Here is an 18,779-nt window from a genome sequence, read left to right as displayed (position 1 = left end):
GGAATCATTTTGTCCGTATCTGTCCGGCTAAAAACACTTATCATATATGCATGTTCTGTAACTTTGCAAACAAAAAAATGACAGAACAATGAGTTACTTATTATTTAAAAGAGGAAACGATTTAGGAGGTTGGATTGTCTTTCTGATAGCAGCTTTTGTGTATGGAATGACTATTGAACCTACCGCAAGTTTTTGGGATTGTCCCGAATTTATTTCGTGTGCCGAAAAGCTAGAAGTAGGTCATCCACCGGGAGCACCTTTCTATATGCTTGTCGGGAATCTATTCACCCAGTTTGCATCCGATGCTTCGCAGGTGTCGCGCATGGTCAACTTTTTAAATGCACTATTAAGTGCAGGGTGCATTTTATTTCTTTTTTGGAGTATTACCCGATTGGTGCGAAGCATACTTACGGATGATGCACGGAAGCTATCAACGACCGACGTAATTATCATTTTAGGAGCAGGGTTTGTAGGAGCTTTGGCTTACACCTTCAGCGATACATTCTGGTTCAGTGCGGTAGAGGGTGAAGTATATGCCTTCTCTTCCTTCCTCACAGCTTTGGTTTTTTGGATGATTCTTCGCTGGCAGGACGAAGCAGATTCAATATCCGGCGACCGCTGGATTATCCTGATAGCCTATATCATAGGACTTTCCATCGGAGTACATCTGCTCAATCTGCTTTGTATTCCTGCTATTGTATTGGTGTTCTATTACCAAAAATACCAAGCAATATCACTCAAGGGAGTGATCGGAACGATTGCGCTGTCCGGTCTTCTTATTGTATTGATTCTCTTTGTTTATATACCCGGAATGGCTGATATGGGAGGATGGTTCGAGCTATTCTTCGTCAATGTATTGGGATTTCCTTTCCAAACAGGATTAATCATTTTTCTGACTTTAGTCCTGTTTTTGTTGATAGGAGCCATCTACCGATTCAAAAAACGCATAGTACATACCGGTTTATGGTGCCTGCTCATGCTCACCATAGGATATACCACTTATGCGGTCATATTGATTCGTGCCAATGCCAATACACCGCTTAATGAAAATGCACCGGATCATATTTTCACGCTCAAAAGCTACCTGAATCGCGAACAGTATGAAAGTGCCCCTTTACTTTATGGAAGAACCTACGCTTCCGAACCGGAGTATGTGCCCGAAGGAGACTATTACAAAGTGAAAACAGAAAAAGGTAGTGCCATATATCGACAAGATAAAGAAGAAGGCAAGTATAAAATCATCGGCTATAAAGAAAATGTGTGCTACACTCAAAATATGTTGTTTCCGCGAATGTGGAATGATCGTTTGGCTGCTGCTTATAAAGGATGGTCGGGAAGCACGAATGATGTACCCACACAAAAAGAGAACCTGACTTATTTCATTACATACCAACTCAACTACATGTATGTACGTTATTTCCTATGGAATTTTGTCGGACGGCAGAATGATATTCAAGGAAGCGGTGAACCGGAACACGGCAACTGGATTACAGGAATTTCCTGGCTTGACAATCTGCGCTTGGGAGATCAGAAGCTTTTACCGGAATCTTTGCAGCAGAATAAAGGCCACAATGTTTTCTATGGCTTGCCGTTATTATTAGGACTACTTGGTATCTATTGGCAATGGGCACGTGGAAAGAAAGGCAAACAACAGTTCAGTGTCTTATTTTTCCTTTTCTTTATGACCGGATTGGCGATTGTGCTCTATCTGAATCAGACTCCCGGACAACCTCGCGAACGGGATTATGCGTATGCAGGTTCGTTCTATGCCTTCGCTATCTGGATCGGGATGGGAGCTGCCGGATGCTGTGACATGCTTCGTCGGAAGCACTTTAAAGTCCTCCCGGTCAGCTTACTCATGCTGCTTTGCCTGCTCATCCCCGTACAAATGGCAAGCCAGACTTGGGACGATCACGACCGGAGCAACCGATATACCTGCCGTGACTTTGGGGCTAATTATCTAATGACGCTTTCCGATACAGGAAATCCGATTATATTCTGTAATGGAGACAATGATACGTTCCCTTTATGGCATAATCAGGACACGGAAGAGGTACGCAGAGATGCACGCATCTGCAACTTAAGTTATGCGCAAACCGACTGGTATATTTATCAGCAACAATGTCCTCTATACAATGCTCCCGGACTACCGATCAGCTGGAAACAAAATCAATATCAAGAGGGAAAGAACGAATATGTAGCCGTTCGTCCGGAGTTGAAAAAACAAATAGAAGAATTGTATCAAAAGCATCCCGAAGAAGCCCGTGACAGTTTTGGAGATGATCCGTATGAGATAAAGAATATCTTGAAACATTGGGTATTTGCAGAGAAGCAGGAATTTCATGTGATACCTACCGATACGATAAATATTCACATCGATAAGGATGCAGTGCTTCGTTCGGGAATGATGCTACCTAAAGCCATTCGTCATTTAAAAGGAGAAGAATTGAAAAATGCGATACCGGATAAACTATCTATTTCTCTGAAAGACATGCGTCTGCTGACTAAAGTAGATTTGCTCATACTCGAAATATTGGCTAACTGCAACTGGGAACGTCCGTTATACATGGCTATCTCGGTGGGAAATGCCACTAAATTGAAGTTTGATGATTACTTTGTCCAGGAAGGATTGGCATTCCGGTTTACCCCGTTTAATTATAAAAAATGGGGAGACGCGGAAGGGGACAATGGATATGCAATAGATACGGAGAAATTCTACGAGAATGTGATGAACAGATATAAATATGGAGGATTAGATACTCCGGGACTTTATCTGGACGAAACGACTATGCGCATCTGCTACTCCCACCGAAGGCTCTTTGCCCAACTGGCTAAAGAACTGGTGAAACAAGGAGACAATGCCCGTGCCCAAAAAGTATTAGCGTATGCCGAACAAGCTATTCCGGCGTATAATGTACCTCAAGTATACGAGAGTGGTTCGTATGATATAGCCACAGCTTATGCCTCCATAGGAGAAAGCGGGAAAGCGATCACTTTATTGAGTGATCTGATAGCAGAATCGAGAGATTATATCGACTGGGCTTTCTCGCTGGGAGATAGCCGGATAGCGATGGTTCAACGAGATTGCCTGTATAAGTTCTGGCAGTGGAATCAGTGTAATGAATTACTGAAAGACATGGATAAAGAGAGGTATAAACAGAGTAATCAGCAGTTTGAAGAGAAATACATGCGACTCGCTCAACTAATGAATTATCAAAACTAAACTCAAGAAATATGAAAACGAAAATAGTAAAAGAGAAAGAACAGAAAACTGTATTAAGCAGAAGGAATTACATCATTTTAATAAGCGGTTCGATATTGATTATCGCAGGATATATATTGATGAGCGGCGAGGGGAGTACCCTTGCCGCCTATAATCCTGATATATTTAGCCGAACACGCATACGTATTGCCCCTTTAATCTGTTTGTTGGGGTATCTGCTGAATGTATTTGGTATTCTTTACCGGCCATTAAAATAAAATAAATCCTCCTAATATCATTAATATTTCAAAAAAGAGCATTCATATAAGATAAATTATTGTTTCTTTTGTCCTAATGAAATGAAAGTTGGGAAATAGTATGAGTAATAACATTGATATAAAAACGCTGGAGGCCTTTCAGGATGGGAATCACAAGGCCTTTGAGACTATTTTTATAGCATACTACAACAAAACCAAAACATTCATTGACGGATATATAAAATCGGAGCCCGATGCAGAAGAGCTGACAGAGGATTTATTTGTCAATCTTTGGATCAATCGTCATTCCATTGATACGTCCAAATCATTCAATTCTTATTTGCACACCATTGCCAGAAATGCAGCCATCAACTTCCTGAAACATAAATATGTGTGTGATGCCTATCTGAACAACAACCAGGATACAGAATATAGCTCTACTTCCGAAGAAGACCTTATTGCCAAGGAACTGGAAATGCTGATTGACAAACTTGTCGGAAGAATGCCCGAACAACGGAGAATGATTTATACATTGAGCCGTAACGAAGGACTATCCAATGCCGAGATTGCCGAACGCCTGAATACTACCAAAAGAAATGTTGAAAGCCAGTTAAGCCTTGCTTTGAAAGAAATACGGAAGGTGATTTCATGTTTTTTGGTATCACTACTATAAAAAAAGAGAAAGGAGGGATAAACAATGGATAATGAAAAGTTGAAAGAAAGAGGATGTACTCCTCTTGAAGATTTAATCTCTGAAGATTTTGGAGTTCCTGGAACTGCAGAACGTTACGAGTTTGAAAACAGTTGTGAAGCATTTATCATTGGTGAACAATTACGAGCAGAAAGATTAAAGGCTGGTATGACACAAGAGCAGCTTGCTGCTAAAATTGGTACAAAAAAAAGTTATATATCGCGTATTGAAAATGGTCATACTGATATTCAACTTTCTACGTTATTTAAAATATTCCAAGGATTGGGACGTAAAATCAGTTTCACAATTATGTAATCGCGAAACTGAAAATGTATATATCAAGGTGGTGCTGTTACAGAGGTCTAAACAAAGAAAACTTTTGTAATATCTTCACCTTTTTTCTTTATATAATTACTTTTCAAAAAAACTTCTATTTTCTTATTGAGCTTTTTGCCACCAAACTGTATATATAGTAAAGTGCAGCAAAAATGAAGAAAAGTAATATCAGTAAAATCATCAAAATGTTCCTCTCCGCCCGCTTTCCATCCGAAACGGAAGAAAAAGTGCAGAAGTGGATCATCAAAGATAAAAATCAGCAGGCGAAAGCTAAAGCTTCACTGGATTTTTGGAATGAATTGGACGTAGAAGCCGATTCAAATACTTATGCTTCATTGGAACGGGTAAATTTAAGAACGGGATATAATAAGGAGCATCTCACCAACATAGTTTCTTATCAGAAATTTGCCCGTATTGCCGCCGTTATTATTCCTTTGTTTTTATTTGCAGGAGGAATGTTCTACTATCTTTCTCCCCAAAACGAAATGATAGAAGTATCCGTTGCCTACGGAGAGCAGAAACGCCTAATCCTGCCGGACAGTTCGGAAGTATGGTTGAACGCGGGAAGTACCATTTTATACCCGGAAACTTTTGCCAAAGATAAACGTCTGGTCATGCTTGACGGCGAAGCTTATTTCTCTATCAAAAAAGATACCGCAAGTCCTTTTATAGTAGAAGCATCCCAACTTTCGGTGAAAGTGCTCGGAACCAGATTCAACGTGAAAGCCTATCCTAATGATGAGAAAATAACTACTACATTGACTAGCGGTAAGGTGGAAGTGAGCGTTCAGTCCCAACCTCCCCATATACTAAAGCCCAATGAGCAGCTTACATACGACAAAAAATCATCAGACATCCATATATCAATGATAGATACCAATGATACCAACTGCTGGATGGTGGGGAAACTGGTCTTTACCAATGCCAGTGCCGGAGAAATATTCCGAACCCTGGAAAGACACTACAACACCACGATTGATAATACAGCAACTATCCCCACATCGAAACGATATACAGTCAAGTTTCTGAAAGATGAAAGTCTGGATGAAATACTAAACATATTGAAAGATATAATCGGCTTTGATTATCAGCAGTATGAAAAGAAAATAGTAGTAACCCAACCATAAAAAGAAACAGCCTATGAATAAAAAGAACCGGGAAGTAGCTTGAGACCCTCTTCCCAGTTCTGAAATGTCTACCCTCATTCAACAAGTGACGTAAAATGAAGTATCAACATACAAATATAGAATAATGAATCGAATAAATACGAAGAAAAGAGCAGGTAAGCTCGCCATTTTTTTATTTTTTACTTTTCTCTCTCTTACAACTGTTGCACAGAATAAAGAAAAAAAGATTACCATACAAAATAAAAAGATCTCATTAAAAGAGGCTTTTGCACAAATAGAGACACAAACCGGATATAGCATCGCTTATGAACAATCGAAGCTGGATATCGAAAAGAAGCACTCTTTATCTCTCAAAAATGCAACTGTCGACAAAGCCATGACCCAACTATTGAAAGGAACGGGATATGCATATAAGATAAAAGGATATCATATTATTATCTCTTTGCAGGATAACAAGCAAAAGCCCGCCAACAATGATACACAAAAACTGACTCAAACCATAAGAGGAATTGTTGTTGATTCCAAAACCAATACGCCGATAGAATATGCCTCCGTCTGTATAACAGAAGATCCCTCGCGGGGAGGTTCGACTGACGAACGGGGAAATTTCCGGATTAATAATGTCCCGGTAGGGCGTTATAATATTCAGGCAACTTTTATGGGGTATCGTTCAAGTATCATCACCGAAGTATCTGTTACTTCTTCCAAAGAAGTATTTATAGAGATTCCAATGGATGAAAATGTACAGGATTTGGCAGAAGTGCTTGTCAAACCGGAAATAAAAAAAGACCGGACTGTCAACCCGATGGCCATCACAGGAGGTCGTATGATTAGTATCGAAGAAGCGTCACGATTTGCCAATGGCTTTGACGACCCTGCACGGTTGAGTTCTGCATTTGCAGGAGTAGCGGGAGATGTCGGTACCAATGCGGTTGCCATCCGGGGAAACGCTCCACAATTTACCCAATGGAGACTAGAGGGAATTGAAATACCTAATCCTACCCATTTTGCTGATTTATCAGGTTTGGGCGGAGGATTCCTGTCCGGTTTGAGTACGCAAGTCATCGGCAACTCCGACTTCTACAACGGAGCTTTCCCTGCGGAATACAGCAATGCCCTATCAGGAGTTTTCGATATGCATCTGCGAAATGGCAATAATCAGAAGTACGAACACGCTTTTCAAGTCGGACTCATGGGGATAGATTTGGCTTCGGAAGGTCCTATCAATAAAAAGCGGGGAAGTTCCTACCTGATTAATTACCGTTTTTCCACTACCTCGCTGGCGTCGGGCAATGACATCAACCTGAAATATCAGGATTTAGCCTTTAAACTGAATTTCCCCACACGTAAAGCCGGAACCTTTTCGATCTGGGGATTAGGATTGATCGACAGGAACAAGGCAGAGGTTTTGGATCGTTCCGAATGGGAAACGATGGGAGACCGGTCGTCGGGATCTAACAAACTGGATAAACTGGCAGGCGGGCTAACTCATAAATATGTAATTAATGAAAATACCTATATCCGTTCGTCTCTATCTGCAACCTATTCGAAAGATCATTCACTAGTCAACTTACAGACTGACGATGGAACCATTGTCCAAGTGGGAGATATTCAAAACAGCAGATGGAATTTTGTGTTCAATTCTTATCTGAACAAGAAATTCAGTTCGAGGCACACCAATAGAACGGGGATTACCATTACGGAACTTAAATATGATCTTGATTATAAGGTCAGTCCTTATTTTGGATTAAACCAACCCATGGAGCAGCTTTCGAAAGGTAGTGGAGAAAGTACAGTTCTTTCGGCGTATAGCAGTTCCGTAATCAACTTGAGCAATAACCTGACAACCAGTTTGGGAGTTACCGGACAATACTTTACTTTAAACAAGAATTGGTCGATAGAACCGAGAGTCGCGCTCAAATGGGAAATAAATCCTGCACATTCTTTAGCGGTAGCTTACGGTTTGCACAGCCATAGGGAAAGGCTCGATTATTATTTTGTCGAACAGATAATCAATGGTAAAAAGGAATCAAACCGATACCTGGATTTTTCTAAGGCACATCATTTCGGATTTACTTATGACTGGAATATTAATCAAAGTCTGCATCTGAAAATAGAACCCTATTATCAATACCTGTTCCACATACCGGTGGAAAAGAATTCTTCCTTTTCGATTATTAATTACGAAGAATTCTATTTAGACCGGATCCTGACAAGCACCGGAACAGCGAAAAACTATGGAATAGATATAACATTGGAGCAGTATATGAAAAATGGCTTCTACTATATGATTACAGGTTCATTATTCAAGTCGAAGTATAGGGGAGGAGATCGTATCTGGCGAAATACAAGACTGGACAAAAGTTATTTAGTGAACTTGCTCGCCGGAAAAGAATGGATGGTCGGCAGGCTCAAACAAAATGTATTAAGTATAAACGGACGCCTGTTTTTTCAGGGAGGGGGACGCTACACTCCTGTGGATGAAGAAAAAAGCCAGGAAGAACGCGACATCGTTTTTGACGAAAGCAAGGCATATACCAAACGTTTCAATCCTTCCATTAATGGTGATGTCTCTATCAGCTTCCGGATCAATAAGAAAAGAGTGTCTCACAAGTTCTCTCTAAAGATACTGAATGTAGGTATGCGCACCGGAATGCATTTCTATGAATACAATGAAAGAACAAGCGTAGTAGAAGAAAAAGACGGGTCAGGATTGATTCCGAACATCAGCTACAAAATTTATTTCTAAAGCACTGAATAAGAAAAGGTTTGTTCACACAATAGACTGACACCCAACAGACAACTGCTTTCAGTAATTATGGTATAACAATCTGTAATCTATATACTAACGGGCTCTCTGAATACCTGTATATTTGCTGCGTGAAATAATTTAGTCATTAATTATATGCGTATCATATTCAAGAAATTCAGAACACGTATGATTGTAGGATGTATATTAGCTGTAATAGCGTTGCTGGCTGTGTCAGTCGTTGTTTTTATCAATCAACCCAGCTTCGGCAGAACTCCTCGCGGGGAACGGCTGGAGAGAGTCATGAAATCTCCTAATTATAGAGACGGAGGGTATGATACACATTATGCGGAAATAGGCAACCGCTTCCCCAATATCGACCTTGCAATCCTCGAAAACGGGCAATACGACAAAGAGTGGAGCTTAATTCACCTCATGCCCCAATATATGGCGCAGACAGCCAGAGACTTAAAAGCGAAGAGAGTCCTGACCGTACATCATTCTAAATATGCGTTAGCCAAACATCGTTGGGACGAGCCTTTGAAGAATGCAGAAGAGATGAAGAATAAAGATTACCTCAATGTATTGATTCCGGAGATCGGAGAGGTCGTGACATTAGAAAAATAGCTCTTCACCTAATACGGTTAAACGTTTCTTTTCTATTTATCAGTAAAATTGGTAAAACATTCTGTAATCTGTATAGTTGAAAAACAAATTTCACTGATTAAATTTGCAACGTTGAAATACAGATGGTTCAATCCTGACTGTTTTGGACATTTAGAGATAACTACTATAAATTGAAAATTAAAAAAGTTTATGCTACGTACTATCAGACTTTCAGCCGCCATTGTGTGCTTTACGCTTATTACCCTGCTTTTTCTCGACTTTACGGGTATATTGCACACATGGTTCGGATGGTTGGCGAAAATTCAATTTCTGCCGGCTTTATTAGCCTTGAATATAGGTGTCGTATTGTTTTTAATTGTGCTTACATTCCTGTTCGGGCGTATCTATTGCTCCGTTATCTGTCCGTTGGGAGTGTTTCAGGACATCGTTTCGTGGATATCCGGTAAACAAAAGAAAAACCGGTTCCGCTATTCATCGGCAATGAAATGGTTGCGGTATGGCGTTTTAGGAATGTTCATTATCATGATGGTTGCAGGGCTGAATTCTTTGGCTATCTTACTGGCTCCGTATAGTGCTTATGGACGGATAGCTTCCAGCCTTTTCGCGCCGGTATGGCAATGGGGAAACAACCTGTTGGCGTACTTTGCCGAACGAATGGATAGTTATGCTTTTTATGAGGTAGATGTATGGATGAAGAGCCTTTCAACACTGATTATTGCCGTTGTCACTCTCATTGTCCTTTTCATTCTGGCGTGGCGTAATGGACGAACGTATTGCAATACCATCTGTCCGGTGGGTACTGTATTGGGATTTATATCCAAATATGCGATATTCAAACCGGTGATTGATACTTCCAAATGTAATAGTTGCGGTTTATGTGCCCGTAATTGCAAAGCATCGTGTATCAATTCAAAAGCTCATGAAATTGATTATAGTCGTTGTGTGGCTTGTATGGATTGCATTGGAAAGTGTAAGCATGGAGCCATTAAATACACTCGACGGAAACCTAAAAACGAAACTGCTACAAGTGAAGATATGAAAGCAAAGGCTGTCACTACCGAACAGATTGATAATGCCCGCCGTAGCTTCCTTTCGGCATCAGCAATCTTTGCGACAACTTCTGTCCTGAAAGCACAGGAAAAGAAAGTGGACGGCGGGTTAGCCACTATTGAGGATAAGAAGATCCCGAACAGAGAAAATCCGATTTATCCTCCCGGCGCATTAAGCGCACGTAATTTCACTCAACATTGTACGGCCTGCCAATTATGTGTATCTGTTTGCCCCAACCAAGTGTTGCGTCCTTCAGACAATCTGATGACATTGATGCAACCGGAAATGTCGTATGAACGCGGATATTGTCGCCCTGAATGTACCAAATGTTCGGAGGTTTGTCCGGCAGGTGCTATTCATCTGACCAGTCTTGCCGAGAAATCGGCTATTCAGATCGGACATGCCGTATGGATTAAAGAGAACTGTGTGCCTTTGACGGATGGAATGGAGTGTGGCAACTGTGCCCGCCATTGCCCGACAGGTGCCATACAAATGGTGGCTTCCGATCCTGACAAAGCGGATTCTCTAAAAATTCCGGTAGTGAATGTAGAAAAATGCATTGGTTGCGGAGCGTGTGAAAACCTTTGTCCGTCCCGTCCTTTCAGCGCCATTTATGTGAGCGGACACCAGATGCACAGAATTATTTGATCTAAATCAGTATAAGATTATGGAAGAAAAAAATAAGAAAGATATAAATAGAAGAGATTTCATTAAGATTGTAGGTATCAGCGCAGCCACATCGACCGGGTTGCTATACGGATGCTCTTCAAAGGGGACTACTTCTTCAAGTAGCGCAACAGGAGAAGGAGAGGTGCCCACCGATAAAATGACTTACCGCACATCTCCAACCACCGGTGACCGTGTTTCACTTTTGGGATATGGTTGTATGCGTTGGCCGCTCAAATCTGCTCCCGATGGTAATGGTGAAGTTATCGACCAGGATGCCGTCAATGGATTGATAGATTATGCAATCGCTCACGGAGTAAACTATTTCGATACATCTCCGGCGTATGTACAAGGATTTTCCGAAAAGGCAACAGGTATTGCATTGAGTCGTCATCCCCGTGATAAATATTACATCGCTACCAAATTGTCTAATTTCTCTCCTGATACGTGGTCTCGCGAAGCCTCGCTCAAGATGTACCACAAATCGTTTGCGGAGCTACAAGTCGACTACATTGATTATATGTTGCTCCACGGCATCGGCATGGGAGGAATGGAAGCCCTTAAAGGACGATACCTGGATAACGGAATACTTGATTTTCTGGTTAAAGAACGTGAAGCCGGACGTATCCGGAATCTCGGATTTTCTTACCATGGCGATATTGAAGTATATGATTATCTGCTCTCACGACACGATGAATTTAAATGGGATTTTGTACAGATACAACTCAATTATGTAGACTGGAAACATGCTAAAGAGACCAATACTCGAAATACGGATGCGGAATACCTCTATGGCGAACTGGCCAAACGGGGGATTCCTGCCATCATTATGGAACCACTTTTGGGAGGACGTCTATCCAAGTTGAACGATAATCTGGTGGCACGGCTCAAACAACGTCGTCCGGAAAGCAGTGTCGCTTCCTGGGCTTTCCGTTTTGCCGGTTCATTCCCGGATATTCTGACTGTATTAAGTGGTATGACTTACATGGAGCATCTGCAGGATAATCTCCGCACTTATTCTCCTTTGGAACCATTGACAGATGAAGAAAAAGAATTCCTCGAAGAAACGGCACAATTAATGCTGAAATATCCTACTATCCCTTGTAACGACTGCAAATACTGTATGCCATGTCCGTATGGGCTGGATATACCTGCCGTATTGTTGCATTACAACCGTTGTGTCAATGAAGGTAATGTCGCCAGAAGCGGACAGGATGAAAATTATGCGAAAGCCCGACGCGCTTTTCTTGTCGGATATGACCGTAGCGTGCCCAAACTTCGTCAGGCAAGCCATTGCATCGGTTGTAATCAGTGTGTGGCTCATTGCCCGCAAAACATTGATATTCCGAAAGAACTGCACCGGATAGACCAGTTTGTAGAACAATTGAAACAAGGTACTTTATAAAAGAAACGATGGAAGAATTAATCAATCTATTACATACAGGAGGATATTCCTGTACCATTGCCAACGGAGGAAAAATCCGCACTTTCACTCAACGTGGCGTAGCCGATCTCTATGATTTGCTAACACAGGAACCGGAGTTTCTTAAAGGAGCTTTGGTTGCCGACAAAGTGGTTGGCAAGGGAGCTGCCGCCCTGATGATTCTGGGTGGTATAGAAGAATTATATACGGATATTATCAGTACCAAGGCTTTGGAGCTATTCCGGAAATCAGATGTGAAAGTCGATTTTGCGCAGGAAGTTGCTTTTATCTGGAACCGCGACCGTACAGGAGGATGTCCAGTAGAAACCATGTGTAGCGAAGTGGAATCAGCAGAAGAAATATTACCGCTGATCCGCGATTTCCTGGAAAAAATTAGAAGTAGAAAGTAAGAAAGAGATAACTGAAACACGAAATAAAGTATGAGAAGAAATACAGCTTGTTTATTCCTGTTCGGTATTTTGCTTTCCCTCTCGGGAATGGCACAAACTAAAAGAGACAGTACACAGGCCGGAAGAAATTATATGATCGATGAAGTTGTAGTCACCGGGACACGTAATGAGACAGATGTACGTCATCTTCCGATGACTATTTCCGTAGTCAGTAGGCAACAGATTGAGAAAAGATATGAACCTTCTCTGTTACCGTTATTGACGGAGCAGGTGCCGGGATTATTCACTACCAGTCGTGGCGTCATGGGATATGGTGTATCCGGCGGAGCTGCGGGAGGTATGAGCCTGCGCGGTATCGGTGGTAGTCCGACAGCGGGATTATTGGTATTGATTGACGGGCATCCGCAGTACATGGGGTTGATGGGACATCCGATAGCGGATGCTTATCAATCGATGATGGCAGAAAAAGTAGAAGTGTTACGAGGCCCCGCATCCGTGCTTTATGGTTCGAATGCAATGGGTGGAGTGATTAATATTGTCACCCGCAAGCAACAGGAAGATGGAGTAAATACGAATATGCAAGTGGGCTATGGTTCATACAACACATTACAGACTGAATTTTCAAACCGTGTCAAAAAGGGACGTTTCAGTAGTGTCGTAACCGGCTCTTATAATCGTACGGACGGACATCGCCCTGATATGAAATTCGAGCAATACGGTGGATATGCAAAGTTAGGCTATGACATCAACTCTTTCTGGAAGGTGTGGGGAGATGTAAACGTAACTCATTTTAATGCTTCCAATCCGGGAACTATTCAAGTACCATTGATCGACAACGATTCCCGTATCACTCGCGGAATGACATCATTTGCTTTAGAGAATCATTACGAGAAGACTTCGGGTGCTTTGAGCTTTTTCTATAACTGGGGACGGCATAAAATCAATGATGGTTATCAGATAGGAAAAGAACCGCAAAAGTCACATTTCAACTCCAAAGATAAGATGCTGGGTGTGTCATGGTATCAAAGTGCCACTCTCTTTACCGGCAACCGTTTGACCGTAGGACTGGATTATCAGCACTTCGGAGGTGAATCGTGGAACAAGGTTGTAGCTACAGGTGAACATACTCCGGGAGTAGACAAGCAAATGGATGAGTTTGCCGGATACGTTGATTTCCGTCAGGATATCAATAGCTGGTTCTCATTGGATGCAGGTATTCGTGTAGACCATCATTCGCATGTAGGTACTGAATGGATTCCACAAGGTGGGTTGGCCTTTCATTTGCCGAAGCATGGAGAACTTAAAGCAATGGTTAGCAAAGGCTACCGCAATCCGACGATTCGTGAAATGTATATGTTTCCTCCTGCCAACCCGGAACTAAAACCGGAGAAACTGATAAGTTACGAACTTTCATACTCACAACGTCTGTTGGAGGGCGCGTTATCCTACGGAGCCAACCTTTATTATATCAATGGGGATAATGTGATTATGTCGAACGGTTTGGTTCCTCCATTGAATATCAATTCCGGCGAAATAGACAACTGGGGGTTGGAAACCAACATTGGTTATCGCATGAATTCACATTGGAATGTCAATGCCAATTATAGCTGGCTTCACATGGAAAATCCTGTTCTTGCCGCTCCCGAGCATAAATTGTATGCAGGAGTAGATTATACTTCCGGACGTTGGAGTGTATCAACAGGTATACAATATGTAAAGGGGCTTTATACCTCTGTAATACTAAACAACGAACAACAAGATAGTTTTGTCTTATGGAACCTTCGGGGAAATTATCGTCTCTGTCGTTTCGCTAATCTCTTTGTGAAAGGAGAAAACCTGTTGGCTCAACGTTATGAAATAAATGCAGGTTATCCCATGCCGAAAGCTACGTTTATGGGTGGTATTAATTTGAACTTTTAAATATCCCACTTTTCCAAAATCAGAACAATAAGTCTTGAAAAAGAAAGTTCTCCTCTGCTAAAGATATTCATAGCAGGGGAGAACATATTATAATAATAGGACTTATTCATCTATTTTTCTATTTATCAATCTTCGTCGTCATCTTCCATATCAGCAGCAGTGGGATTACCTCCTCCTTTAGCATACCTGCTCGGACTCATCTTATAGTATTTTTTGAATACTTCCCGGAAATATTTAGTTTCAGAGAATCCAACCATGTCTGAAATCTCATTAATGGCATATTCACCCTCTTTCAATAACTCGGTAGCACGTTTCAAACGCATCACCCGAATAAACTCTGTCGGAGACTGTCCCGTCAATGCTTTCAATTTACAATAGAAACTGGTACGGCTCATGCCACTTGATTCACAGAGCACATTAACAGAAAATTCAGGGTTGTTTATATTCTCATCCACGATTTTCTTTACATTTGATATAAACTTCCAATCGAGGCTGTTAGTACCGTTTGCAGATGGAACCATTGATTTCGCTTCTATATCCAGATTGGCATATCTCATGCGCAACAGTTCCCGGTTTGCCAACAGATTAGCGATATTCGCCCGTAATATTTTCACACTGAAAGGTTTGATGAGATATTCGTCCGCACCAATCGACAGTCCATCCAGAATATTGTTTTCTTCTCCCAAAGCAGTGAGCAACAACACAGGAATATGTGAAATCTCAATATCACTTTTGATAGCAACACACAATTCATCTCCCCGCATCTCCGGCATCATGATATCAGAAAGAACCAGTTCCGGCCAATATTCTTTGATAATAATCAACGCTTCCTTTCCGTTAGCGCAAGCTTGTACATTATATATAGAAGATAATGAACTGACCAGATAGGAGCGTAGCTCATCATTATCTTCCACAACAAGAATCCGTCGTAAATTTGGATTATCTATCGTAGCGGTTGTCTTTGCTGGTACATTCGGAGCGGGCAGTACAGGAGCCAACGCCTCAAATTTAGAAGGTGCTTCGTCACTGATATTTTGAGAAGTCTTATTCTTTTTCGGAAAAACAATTTTGATTGTCGTACCTTGATGTTCAACACTATCTACACTAATTTTACCTCCATGAAGGCTGACCAGTTTTCCTACCAGCATTAATCCGATACCACTACCCGTCACTTTAGAGTTAATAGCATTGCTGGCACGGAAATGAAGCTTGAACAACTTACTTTGTTCACTGGCAGGAATACCTATACCTGTATCCTTGATTATCACTTTCCATGAATCATTCGTATCGGATACGGAAATGCTGACCTTGCCATTTTCCGGAGTATATTTTAGCGAGTTTGATATTATATTCTTCAAAATAGAATCCATCTTCTCCTTATCAAACGATACATTCATATAGCTGAAAGTACTCTCGTATGTATATTCAATGCGCCTGATGGCTGCATAAGAAGAAAATGTATCATATATCTCATTCATATAGGTATTCAACTCATACTCGGAAACACTCATTTTAGAGGAATATACATCCGTTCGTTCAAAATTAATCAGATTGCTGACCAGTCGTAAAAGTACTTCTACATTCCTCAATGCAATGTTCGTACGAGTGATTCCATTGTCGGTAAGCGTCTCTTCTTCCAACAATTCCTCCAAAGGTGCTTTTATCAAAGTTAATGGAGTACGTATATCATGCGCCGTATTAATGAAGAACTGCGTTTTTTCATCAGATATATTCTTTTGCTTTCTTAGATTTATCACCCGCAGAACGAAATAAGATCCTCCGATTACCAACAGGATATAACACAGGATAGCCCACCAACTCGACCAAAAAGGCTGTGTGATGATAACTTTCATAGTACGTTCCTGAAAAACAATGTCATGTTCTTCTCTGGATACTGCACGCACATGAAGGGTATATTTACCCGGAGGCAAATTGGTGAAACGAATCAAATTATTTGCTCCCGGTTGAGTCCATTTTTCATAAAACCCTTCTAATTTCCATGAGTATAGTGCACTTCCGGGAGAATCATAATTGATTGTAGAAACTTCAAATGAAAACGTATTCTCATCATATGCCAGCTCTAATACATCTGTCTCATCAATACTCTTCTGTAAAGGGGAACCCTTGACACCCGGATAAACAGGTTGATAAGAAAGATGGAAGTCGCTGAATATCAATCTGGAGAACTTATAATCCGGAAATTTCACATTCACCGGAAGTTCAATTGCTCCATCCGTACTACCGAATACAAAGTTTTTATTTTTACGCACCGTTCCTGCTGCTGCATTAAAATATGAAGGTAGCAATCCTTCTCCTTTGGTCCAATTACGAAATATCTTTTCTTTAGTATGAAAACAGGTTATTCCATTCTCCGTACTCATCATTATACGTCCATCTACTTCCGGCAATATTGTAAATATTCTGTTTGAAACTAATGCAGAGTTATCAGAAAAGTAATGCTCGAAAGTTTTATCTTGAGGATGATAGATAAATACTCCCATACCATTTGTCCCGATATATAACAACCCATTATCTGCCTGATAAAGCGTATTGATATAAGTAATCCCTACCTCCATTTCAATATACTGATATTCACCAGTATTTCGATTTAATAAATACAATCCGATAGCAGTCCCAATCCACATATTATCTTTGTCTTTTTCAACAATGGACGTAATGGAATTCAATCCTGAATATAGACGTGTAGTGTTAGTCTCCAGATCAAAACATTTTAGATTATAATATCCTCCCGACCAGATATACCCTCTTGAATCTTTAACTATATCACGAATATATTTATCCGGACGCATATTGACGTGAGAAAGCAGGTAAGGAGAGAAGTATTCAACTGATAGAGTATTTTTATTTATTTTATAAATACCGGAAGTATATCCTCCTGCCCATATAATGCCGGGAGACACTTCACATAGAGTAATAAAAATATGATTCTTGTCTTTTAGTTGCTGATTAAAAGAACTTAGGAATGAATGCCACTGACCTGTTTTTGAATTATAAAGACTAATACCATTACTAGTTCCAAACCACAAGTCACCTTCATGGTCTTCAATGACTGCTTGTACCTGATCATTGATTAATGATTGGACATTGCCCATAGCGTGTTTCATCCAATGATAATTCTCATAGCGATTATCAATCACCGTAATCCCTGTGGGATAGTTAGCAAGCCATATCCGTTTTTCTTCATCCACAAATACATCATTGATATTATTCCCATTCATTTCATTATAACTTTGATAATTAGCAATAATGTAATGTTCCAGTTCACAAGTATTTGCATTAACCTTATATACTCCCATTCCTTCTGTTGCAATCAGTAACTCCGTTTCATTCAACGGGCTGATGCGAGCTATATTTACGTCACTAAGATCAGCTTCCGGTCGCATAATCTCCTGTGTATTCATGTCATACACAAAAACTCCTCTTTCAAATGAACCGATAAATAGTCTTTTTAATTGCTTATGAAAATATAATTCACTTACTTGCGCATGAAAATAATCCAGTGTTTTAACAGGAATAGTCTCCAAAATGCCATTCTCCAGTTTAACATATCGAACGCCTAGCTCTGTTGCTATAAAGAAATGTTGTTCGTCTATTTGTTCTATCGCTGTGATATTACTATGTAGTATATTGGAAAATTGAAGAATGTGAGCATCATTTATATTATATAGTAATATAGAATCCTTACAACATAGCCAAATGTTATTATTCCGATCCAAATAGCCACAACTAATTGTTTCAGAAATATCCGGTAGTTTATATACCATTCTGAAATCATCTTCGTTTGCTTCATATCGAAAAACCCGTCCCTGCTTACCGATCACCCATATACCAATTTGTGGACCTGTATACAACCATCCCAAACGTACAGGAGCATCTAAAGTACTAGCTTCTTTATTTAATTTATAGTGTTTTATATCTTTACCGTTATAACGATCCATTCCTTCATTGGTGAGAAACCACATGTACCCTTGTGTATCTTTCTGAATATTGAATATCCGGCGATTGCTCAAACCATTTTCTATTCCTATATATTTGTATGTTTGTGCTGTAACCCAAATAGGAAAAAAGAGGAGAATATATATAATGTATTTCATATAAACAGTTGTTTTTAAACTACTTCTAGCAATCATATAAATATAACAATTAACGAAACTAGACAAAAGCAATGAAAAATGCAAAGAAAAAGGAGAGATTCTACAAGAAAATATTCATTTAGAAACATTTTTATTTCCAAAGTTGATTATTCACTTTGAGAAGTTGATTTATCTGAAGGTATTCTTTAAACTTCTGTCATAATTAG

At 40.3% G+C, this 18,779-nt stretch carries 12 protein-coding genes; 11 read left to right on the top strand and 1 reads right to left on the bottom strand.

What is annotated here, in order from left to right; translation table 11 throughout:
• Positions 1–88 precede the first annotated feature (88 nt).
• The 11 genes from DW862_RS12280 to DW862_RS12230 all read left to right on the top strand — a co-directional run bounded on the left by DW862_RS12280 (position 89) and on the right by DW862_RS12230 (position 14,458).
• Complete coding sequence (locus DW862_RS12280; protein WP_120068481.1) at positions 89–3,223, top strand: DUF2723 domain-containing protein; 3,135 nt, start codon at positions 89–91, stop codon at positions 3,221–3,223.
• Positions 3,224–3,234: 11 nt separating this feature from the next.
• Positions 3,235–3,480, top strand: coding sequence for a DUF3098 domain-containing protein (locus tag DW862_RS12275; RefSeq protein ID WP_120068477.1), 246 nt, complete (start codon positions 3,235–3,237; stop codon positions 3,478–3,480).
• A gap of 100 nt (positions 3,481–3,580) precedes the next feature.
• Positions 3,581–4,132, top strand: a complete 552-nt coding sequence (locus tag DW862_RS12270; RefSeq protein ID WP_120068474.1) for an RNA polymerase sigma-70 factor — start codon at positions 3,581–3,583, stop codon at positions 4,130–4,132.
• Between the two features lie 24 nt (positions 4,133–4,156).
• Entirely contained in the window at positions 4,157–4,465 is a 309-nt protein-coding gene (locus DW862_RS12265; RefSeq protein ID WP_120068471.1) for a helix-turn-helix domain-containing protein, read from the top strand.
• A 173-nt stretch (positions 4,466–4,638) separates the two neighbouring features.
• Positions 4,639–5,613, top strand: a complete 975-nt coding sequence (locus DW862_RS12260; RefSeq protein WP_120068467.1) for a FecR family protein — start codon at positions 4,639–4,641, stop codon at positions 5,611–5,613.
• A 124-nt stretch (positions 5,614–5,737) separates the two neighbouring features.
• Complete coding sequence (locus DW862_RS12255) at positions 5,738–8,362, top strand: carboxypeptidase regulatory-like domain-containing protein (RefSeq protein ID WP_120068463.1); 2,625 nt, start codon at positions 5,738–5,740, stop codon at positions 8,360–8,362.
• A 156-nt stretch (positions 8,363–8,518) separates the two neighbouring features.
• Positions 8,519–8,989, top strand: a complete 471-nt coding sequence (locus tag DW862_RS12250; RefSeq protein WP_118219261.1) for an MBL fold metallo-hydrolase — start codon at positions 8,519–8,521, stop codon at positions 8,987–8,989.
• Between the two features lie 189 nt (positions 8,990–9,178).
• Positions 9,179–10,687 carry a 4Fe-4S binding protein gene (locus DW862_RS12245; protein ID WP_120068459.1) on the top strand — a complete coding sequence of 503 codons (1,509 nt, stop codon included), beginning with the start codon at positions 9,179–9,181 and terminating at the stop codon, positions 10,685–10,687.
• Positions 10,688–10,706: 19 nt separating this feature from the next.
• On the top strand, positions 10,707–12,110 hold the full coding sequence (locus tag DW862_RS12240) for an aldo/keto reductase (protein ID WP_004314340.1): 1,404 nt from the start codon (positions 10,707–10,709) through the stop codon (positions 12,108–12,110).
• Positions 12,111–12,118: 8 nt separating this feature from the next.
• Positions 12,119–12,538 (top strand): DUF1893 domain-containing protein, encoded by a 420-nt coding sequence (locus DW862_RS12235; RefSeq protein ID WP_120068456.1) that lies wholly within the window; start codon positions 12,119–12,121, stop codon positions 12,536–12,538.
• Positions 12,539–12,568: 30 nt separating this feature from the next.
• On the top strand, positions 12,569–14,458 hold the full coding sequence (locus DW862_RS12230; protein WP_165861913.1) for a TonB-dependent receptor: 1,890 nt from the start codon (positions 12,569–12,571) through the stop codon (positions 14,456–14,458).
• 125 nt (positions 14,459–14,583) lie between these two features.
• Here DW862_RS12230 and DW862_RS12225 read toward each other — a convergent pair whose 3' ends face one another.
• Entirely contained in the window at positions 14,584–18,573 is a 3,990-nt protein-coding gene (locus tag DW862_RS12225; RefSeq protein WP_120068452.1) for a two-component regulator propeller domain-containing protein, read from the bottom strand.
• Positions 18,574–18,779 lie beyond the last annotated feature (206 nt).

The organism is Bacteroides sp. AM37-9, assembly GCF_003603455.1.
GTDB classification, from domain to species: domain Bacteria; phylum Bacteroidota; class Bacteroidia; order Bacteroidales; family Bacteroidaceae; genus Bacteroides; species Bacteroides xylanisolvens.
The sequence above is the reverse complement of the archived record's forward strand: the minus strand, read 5'-3'. Positions and strand labels throughout refer to the sequence as shown.